The sequence below is a fragment of the Escherichia sp. E4385 genome (genome assembly GCF_963883145.1).
GTDB lineage: Bacteria > Pseudomonadota > Gammaproteobacteria > Enterobacterales > Enterobacteriaceae > Escherichia.
The window spans coordinates 22,719-30,935 of the sequence record NZ_CAWOOJ010000029.1 but is presented as its reverse complement, the minus strand read 5'-3'; the positions used below and the strand labels follow the sequence as shown (position 1 = coordinate 30,935).

The following is an 8,217-nucleotide window of genomic DNA, read 5'->3' as shown; positions in this document are numbered from 1 at the left end:
GAAGGCGGCCGTACCGTTGGCGCGGGCGTTGTAGCAAAAGTTCTGAGCTAATTGCCGATAACATTTGACGCAATGCGCACTAAAAGGGCATCATTTGATGCCCTTTTTGCACGCTTTCGTACCAGAACCTGGCTCATCAGTGATTTTCTTTGTCATAATCATTGCTGAGACAGGCTCTGTTGAGGGCGTATAATCCGAAAAGCTAATACGCGTTTCGATTTGGTTTGCCTCGCGATCGCGGGGTGAAAATGTTTGTAGAATACTTCTGACAGGTTGGTTTATGAGTGCGAATACCGAAGCTCAAGGAAGCGGGCGCGGCCTGGAAGCGATGAAGTGGGTCGTTGTGGTGGCATTGCTCCTGGTGGCAATTGTCGGCAACTACCTTTATCGCGACATTATGCTGCCGCTGCGTGCGCTGGCCGTAGTAATTCTGATTGCTGCAGCGGGTGGTGTCGCGCTGTTAACGACAAAAGGTAAAGCAACCGTTGCTTTTGCCCGTGAAGCGCGTACCGAAGTCCGTAAGGTCATTTGGCCGACTCGCCAGGAAACATTGCACACCACGCTGATTGTGGCTGCGGTTACCGCAGTAATGTCACTGATCCTGTGGGGACTGGATGGTATTCTGGTTCGCCTGGTATCCTTTATCACTGGCCTGAGGTTCTGAGATGTCTGAAGCTCCTAAAAAGCGCTGGTACGTCGTTCAGGCGTTTTCCGGTTTTGAAGGCCGCGTAGCAACATCGCTGCGTGAGCATATCAAATTACACAACATGGAAGATTTGTTTGGTGAAGTCATGGTACCAACCGAAGAAGTGGTTGAAATCCGTGGCGGTCAGCGTCGCAAAAGCGAACGCAAATTCTTCCCTGGTTACGTCCTCGTTCAGATGGTGATGAACGACGCTAGCTGGCACCTGGTGCGCAGCGTACCGCGTGTGATGGGCTTCATCGGCGGTACTTCCGATCGTCCTGCGCCAATCAGCGATAAAGAAGTCGATGCGATTATGAACCGCCTGCAGCAGGTTGGTGATAAGCCGCGTCCGAAAACGCTGTTTGAACCGGGTGAAATGGTCCGTGTTAATGATGGTCCGTTCGCTGACTTCAACGGTGTTGTTGAAGAAGTGGATTACGAGAAATCTCGTCTGAAAGTGTCTGTTTCTATCTTCGGTCGTGCGACCCCGGTAGAACTTGACTTCAGCCAGGTTGAAAAAGCCTAACCCAGCGATCAAAAAAGCGGCGATTTAATCGTTGCACAAGGCGCGAGATTGGAATACAATTTCGCGCCTTTTGTTTTTATGGGCCTTGCCCGTAAAACGATTTTTTATATCACGGGGAGCCTCTCAGAGGCGTTATTACCCAACTTGAGGAATTTATAATGGCTAAGAAAGTACAAGCCTATGTCAAGCTGCAGGTTGCAGCTGGTATGGCTAACCCGAGTCCGCCAGTAGGTCCGGCTCTGGGTCAGCAGGGCGTAAACATCATGGAATTCTGCAAAGCGTTCAACGCAAAAACTGATTCCATCGAAAAAGGTCTGCCGATTCCGGTAGTAATCACCGTTTACGCTGACCGTTCTTTCACTTTCGTTACCAAGACTCCGCCGGCAGCAGTTCTGCTGAAAAAAGCGGCTGGTATCAAGTCTGGTTCCGGTAAGCCGAACAAAGACAAAGTGGGTAAAATTTCCCGCGCTCAGCTGCAGGAAATCGCGCAGACCAAAGCTGCCGACATGACTGGTGCCGACATTGAAGCGATGACTCGCTCCATCGAAGGTACTGCACGTTCCATGGGCCTGGTAGTGGAGGACTAAGAAATGGCTAAACTGACCAAGCGCATGCGTGTTATCCGCGAGAAAGTTGATGCGACCAAACAATACGACATCAACGAAGCTATCGCTCTGCTGAAAGAGCTGGCGACTGCTAAATTCGTAGAAAGCGTGGACGTTGCTGTTAACCTCGGCATCGACGCTCGTAAATCTGACCAGAACGTACGTGGTGCAACTGTACTGCCGCACGGTACTGGCCGTTCCGTTCGCGTAGCCGTATTTACCCAGGGTGCAAACGCTGAAGCTGCTAAAGCTGCAGGCGCTGAACTGGTAGGTATGGAAGATCTGGCTGACCAGATCAAGAAAGGCGAAATGAACTTTGACGTTGTTATTGCTTCTCCGGATGCAATGCGCGTTGTTGGCCAGCTGGGCCAGGTTCTGGGTCCGCGCGGCCTGATGCCAAACCCGAAAGTGGGTACTGTAACGCCGAACGTTGCTGAAGCGGTTAAAAACGCTAAAGCTGGCCAGGTTCGTTACCGTAACGACAAAAACGGCATCATCCACACCACCATCGGTAAAGTGGACTTTGACGCTGACAAACTGAAAGAAAACCTGGAAGCTCTGCTGGTTGCGCTGAAAAAAGCAAAACCGACTCAGGCGAAAGGCGTGTACATCAAGAAAGTTAGCATCTCCACCACCATGGGTGCAGGTGTTGCAGTTGACCAGGCTGGCCTGAGCGCTTCTGTAAACTAATGCCTTTACGTGGGCGGTGATTTTGTCTACAATCTTACCCCCACGTATAATGCTTAATGCAGACGTATATCCGAGATATTCGGGTTGTGGCAAGGCGGCAACTGAGTGAGTCGCCAGGAGCATAGCTAACTATGTGACTGGTGCGAACGAAGGAAGCCAACGCCGCCACAAGCTGAATAGCGACGGATAGAAAAGATTTGTTCGTTGGAGCCTGGCCTATCCAGGCCTCCGTCGAAGACCGCAGGAGTTTCGCAAGAAACTTAATCCCCTGCGTAGACGGTGACAGAACGCTAAGATTATTCTTTTATATTCTGGCTTGTTTCTGCTCACCGTAATTAAGACGCTCTCTCCGTTTGGAGGAGTGAAGTGAGTTCCAGAGATTTTCTCTGGCAAACATCCAGGAGCAAAGCTAATGGCTTTAAATCTTCAAGACAAACAAGCGATTGTTGCTGAAGTCAGCGAAGTAGCCAAAGGCGCGCTGTCTGCAGTAGTTGCGGATTCCCGTGGCGTAACTGTAGATAAAATGACTGAACTGCGTAAAGCAGGTCGCGAAGCTGGCGTATACATGCGTGTTGTTCGTAACACCCTGCTGCGCCGTGCTGTTGAAGGTACTCCGTTCGAGTGCCTGAAAGACGCGTTTGTTGGTCCGACCCTGATTGCATACTCTATGGAACACCCGGGCGCTGCTGCTCGTCTGTTCAAAGAGTTCGCGAAAGCGAATGCAAAATTTGAGGTCAAAGCCGCTGCCTTTGAAGGTGAGCTGATCCCGGCGTCTCAGATCGACCGCCTGGCAACTCTGCCGACCTACGAAGAAGCAATTGCACGCCTGATGGCAACCATGAAAGAAGCTTCGGCTGGCAAACTGGTTCGTACTCTGGCTGCTGTACGCGATGCGAAAGAAGCTGCTTAATCGCAGTTATCTTTTTAACGCATTCGCTTACGTATAAACTTATTCTGATATTCAGGAACAATTTAAATGTCTATCACTAAAGATCAAATCATTGAAGCAGTTGCAGCTATGTCTGTAATGGACGTTGTAGAACTGATCTCTGCAATGGAAGAAAAATTCGGTGTTTCCGCTGCTGCTGCTGTAGCTGTAGCTGCTGGCCCGGTTGAAGCTGCTGAAGAAAAAACTGAATTCGACGTAATTCTGAAAGCTGCTGGCGCTAACAAAGTTGCTGTTATCAAAGCAGTACGTGGCGCAACTGGCCTGGGTCTGAAAGAAGCTAAAGACCTGGTAGAATCTGCACCGGCTGCTCTGAAAGAAGGCGTGAGCAAAGACGACGCAGAAGCACTGAAAAAATCCCTGGAAGAAGCTGGCGCTGAAGTTGAAGTTAAATAAGCCAACCCTTCCGGTTGCAGCCTGAGAAATCAGGCTGATGGCTGGTGACTTTTTAGTCACCAGCCTTTTTGCGCTGTAAGGCGCCAGTAGCGTTTCACACTGTTTGACTACTGCTGTGCCTTTCAATGCTTGTTTCTATCGACGACTTAATATACTGCGACAGGACGCCCGTTCTGTGTAAATCGCAATGAAATGGTTTAAGCGTGATAGCAACAGGCATTGCGGAAAGTGTTCCATTTTCCGGTCAACAAAATAGTGTTGCACAAACTGTCCGCTCAATGGACAGATGGGTCGACTTGTCAGCGAGCTGAGGAACCCTATGGTTTACTCCTATACCGAGAAAAAACGTATTCGTAAGGATTTTGGTAAACGTCCACAAGTTCTGGATGTACCTTATCTCCTTTCTATCCAGCTTGACTCGTTTCAGAAATTTATCGAGCAAGATCCTGAAGGGCAGTATGGTCTGGAAGCTGCTTTCCGTTCCGTATTCCCGATTCAGAGCTACAGCGGTAATTCCGAGCTGCAATACGTCAGCTACCGCCTTGGCGAACCGGTGTTTGACGTCCAGGAATGTCAAATCCGTGGCGTGACCTATTCCGCACCGCTGCGCGTTAAACTGCGTCTGGTGATCTATGAGCGCGAAGCGCCGGAAGGCACCGTAAAAGACATTAAAGAACAAGAAGTCTACATGGGCGAAATTCCGCTCATGACAGACAACGGTACCTTTGTTATCAACGGTACTGAGCGTGTTATCGTTTCCCAGCTGCACCGTAGTCCGGGCGTCTTCTTTGACTCCGACAAAGGTAAAACCCACTCTTCGGGTAAAGTGCTGTATAACGCGCGCATCATCCCTTACCGTGGTTCCTGGCTGGACTTCGAATTCGATCCGAAGGACAACCTGTTCGTACGTATCGACCGTCGCCGTAAACTGCCTGCGACCATCATTCTGCGCGCCCTGAACTACACCACAGAGCAGATCCTCGACCTGTTCTTTGAAAAAGTTATCTTTGAAATCCGTGATAACAAGCTGCAGATGGAACTGGTGCCGGAACGCCTGCGTGGTGAAACCGCATCTTTTGACATCGAAGCTAATGGTAAAGTGTACGTAGAAAAAGGCCGCCGTATTACTGCGCGCCATATTCGCCAGCTGGAAAAAGACGACGTCAAACTGATCGAAGTCCCGGTTGAGTACATCGCAGGTAAAGTGGTTGCTAAAGACTATATTGATGAGTCTACCGGCGAGCTGATCTGCGCAGCGAACATGGAGCTGAGCCTGGATCTGCTGGCTAAGCTGAGCCAGTCTGGTCACAAGCGTATCGAAACGCTGTTCACCAACGATCTGGATCACGGCCCATATATCTCTGAAACCTTACGTGTCGACCCAACTAACGACCGTCTGAGCGCACTGGTAGAAATCTACCGCATGATGCGTCCTGGCGAGCCGCCGACTCGTGAAGCTGCTGAAAGCCTGTTTGAGAACCTGTTCTTCTCCGAAGACCGTTATGACCTGTCTGCGGTTGGTCGTATGAAGTTCAACCGTTCTCTGCTGCGCGAAGAAATCGAAGGTTCCGGTATCCTGAGCAAAGACGACATCATTGATGTTATGAAAAAGCTCATCGATATCCGTAACGGTAAAGGCGAAGTCGATGATATCGACCACCTCGGCAACCGTCGTATCCGTTCCGTTGGCGAAATGGCGGAAAACCAGTTCCGCGTTGGCTTGGTACGTGTAGAGCGTGCGGTGAAAGAGCGTCTGTCTCTGGGCGATCTGGATACCCTGATGCCTCAGGATATGATCAACGCCAAGCCGATTTCCGCAGCAGTGAAAGAGTTCTTCGGTTCCAGCCAGCTGTCTCAGTTTATGGACCAGAACAACCCGCTGTCTGAGATTACGCACAAACGTCGTATCTCCGCACTCGGCCCAGGCGGTCTGACCCGTGAACGTGCAGGCTTCGAAGTTCGAGACGTACACCCGACTCACTACGGTCGCGTATGTCCAATCGAAACCCCTGAAGGTCCGAACATCGGTCTGATCAACTCTCTGTCCGTGTACGCACAGACTAACGAATACGGCTTCCTTGAGACTCCGTATCGTAAAGTGACCGACGGTGTTGTAACTGACGAAATTCACTATCTGTCTGCTATCGAAGAAGGCAACTACGTTATCGCCCAGGCGAACTCCAACCTGGATGAAGAAGGCCACTTCGTAGAAGACCTGGTAACTTGCCGTAGTAAAGGCGAATCCAGCTTGTTCAGTCGCGACCAGGTTGACTACATGGACGTATCCACCCAGCAGGTGGTATCCGTCGGTGCGTCCCTGATCCCGTTCCTGGAACACGATGACGCCAACCGTGCATTGATGGGTGCGAACATGCAACGTCAGGCCGTTCCAACTCTGCGCGCTGATAAGCCGCTGGTTGGTACGGGTATGGAACGTGCTGTTGCCGTTGACTCCGGTGTAACGGCTGTTGCTAAACGTGGTGGTGTCGTTCAGTACGTGGATGCTTCCCGTATCGTTATCAAAGTTAACGAAGACGAGATGTATCCGGGCGAAGCAGGTATCGACATCTACAACCTGACCAAATATACCCGTTCTAACCAGAACACCTGTATCAACCAGATGCCGTGTGTGTCTCTGGGTGAACCGGTAGAACGTGGCGACGTGCTGGCAGACGGTCCGTCCACCGACCTCGGTGAACTGGCGCTTGGTCAGAACATGCGCGTAGCGTTCATGCCGTGGAATGGTTACAACTTCGAAGACTCCATCCTCGTATCCGAGCGTGTTGTTCAGGAAGACCGTTTCACCACCATCCACATTCAGGAACTGGCGTGTGTGTCCCGTGACACCAAGCTGGGGCCGGAAGAGATCACCGCTGACATCCCGAACGTGGGTGAAGCTGCGCTCTCCAAACTGGATGAATCCGGTATCGTTTACATTGGTGCGGAAGTGACCGGTGGCGACATTCTGGTTGGTAAGGTAACGCCGAAAGGTGAAACTCAGCTGACCCCAGAAGAAAAACTGCTGCGTGCGATCTTCGGTGAGAAAGCGTCTGACGTTAAAGACTCTTCTCTGCGCGTACCAAACGGTGTATCCGGTACGGTTATCGACGTTCAGGTCTTTACTCGCGATGGCGTAGAAAAAGACAAACGTGCGCTGGAAATCGAAGAAATGCAGCTCAAACAGGCGAAGAAAGACCTGTCTGAAGAACTGCAGATCCTCGAAGCGGGTCTGTTCAGCCGTATCCGTGCTGTGCTGGTAGCCGGTGGTGTTGAAGCTGAGAAGCTCGACAAACTGCCGCGCGATCGCTGGTTGGAGCTGGGCCTGACCGACGAAGAGAAACAAAATCAGCTGGAACAGCTGGCTGAGCAGTATGACGAACTGAAACACGAGTTCGAGAAGAAACTCGAAGCGAAACGCCGCAAAATCACCCAAGGCGACGATCTGGCACCGGGCGTGCTGAAGATTGTTAAGGTATATCTGGCGGTTAAACGCCGTATCCAGCCTGGTGACAAGATGGCAGGTCGTCACGGTAACAAGGGTGTAATTTCTAAGATCAACCCGATCGAAGATATGCCTTACGATGAAAACGGTACTCCGGTAGACATCGTACTGAACCCGCTGGGCGTACCGTCTCGTATGAACATTGGTCAGATCCTCGAAACCCACCTGGGTATGGCTGCGAAAGGTATCGGCGACAAGATCAACGCCATGCTGAAACAGCAGCAAGAAGTCGCGAAACTGCGCGAATTCATCCAGCGTGCGTACGATCTGGGCGCTGACGTTCGTCAGAAAGTTGACCTGAGTACCTTCAGCGATGAAGAAGTTATGCGTCTGGCTGAAAACCTGCGCAAAGGTATGCCAATCGCAACGCCGGTGTTCGACGGTGCGAAAGAAGCAGAAATTAAAGAACTGCTGAAACTTGGCGACCTGCCGACTTCTGGTCAGATCCGCCTGTACGACGGCCGCACTGGTGAACAGTTCGAACGTCCGGTAACCGTCGGTTACATGTACATGCTGAAACTGAACCACCTGGTCGACGACAAGATGCACGCGCGTTCCACCGGTTCTTACAGCCTGGTTACTCAGCAGCCGCTGGGTGGTAAGGCTCAGTTCGGTGGTCAGCGTTTCGGGGAGATGGAAGTGTGGGCGCTGGAAGCATACGGCGCAGCATACACCCTGCAGGAAATGCTCACCGTTAAGTCTGATGACGTGAACGGTCGTACTAAGATGTATAAAAACATCGTGGACGGCAACCATCAGATGGAGCCGGGCATGCCAGAATCCTTCAACGTATTGTTGAAAGAGATTCGTTCGCTGGGTATCAACATCGAACTGGAAGACGAGTAATTCTCGCTCAAACAGGTCACT

The 8,217-nt window shown here is 51.2% G+C and carries 7 protein-coding genes; all 7 read left to right on the top strand.

The annotated features are described in order from the left end of the window. Positions 1–280: 280 nt before the first annotated feature. The 7 genes from secE (at position 281) to rpoB (ending at position 8,196) form a co-directional block, all read left to right on the top strand. Complete coding sequence (gene secE, locus AACS80_RS23290; RefSeq protein ID WP_001275702.1) at positions 281–664, top strand: preprotein translocase subunit SecE; 384 nt, start codon at positions 281–283, stop codon at positions 662–664. 1 nt (position 665) lies between these two features. After that, positions 666–1,211 carry a transcription termination/antitermination protein NusG gene (nusG, locus tag AACS80_RS23285; RefSeq protein ID WP_001287516.1) on the top strand — a complete coding sequence of 182 codons (546 nt, stop codon included), beginning with the start codon at positions 666–668 and terminating at the stop codon, positions 1,209–1,211. A 158-nt stretch (positions 1,212–1,369) separates the two neighbouring features. Continuing rightward, entirely contained in the window at positions 1,370–1,798 is a 429-nt protein-coding gene (gene rplK / locus AACS80_RS23280) for a 50S ribosomal protein L11 (RefSeq protein ID WP_001085926.1), read from the top strand. A gap of 3 nt (positions 1,799–1,801) precedes the next feature. Continuing rightward, complete coding sequence (gene rplA / locus AACS80_RS23275; protein ID WP_001096684.1) at positions 1,802–2,506, top strand: 50S ribosomal protein L1; 705 nt, start codon at positions 1,802–1,804, stop codon at positions 2,504–2,506. A gap of 412 nt (positions 2,507–2,918) precedes the next feature. Next, positions 2,919–3,416 carry a 50S ribosomal protein L10 gene (gene rplJ, locus AACS80_RS23270; protein WP_001207201.1) on the top strand — a complete coding sequence of 166 codons (498 nt, stop codon included), beginning with the start codon at positions 2,919–2,921 and terminating at the stop codon, positions 3,414–3,416. Positions 3,417–3,482: 66 nt separating this feature from the next. Further along, complete coding sequence (gene rplL, locus AACS80_RS23265; protein ID WP_000028879.1) at positions 3,483–3,848, top strand: 50S ribosomal protein L7/L12; 366 nt, start codon at positions 3,483–3,485, stop codon at positions 3,846–3,848. 319 nt (positions 3,849–4,167) lie between these two features. After that, positions 4,168–8,196, top strand: coding sequence for a DNA-directed RNA polymerase subunit beta (gene rpoB, locus AACS80_RS23260; RefSeq protein ID WP_000263098.1), 4,029 nt, complete (start codon positions 4,168–4,170; stop codon positions 8,194–8,196). Positions 8,197–8,217 lie beyond the last annotated feature (21 nt).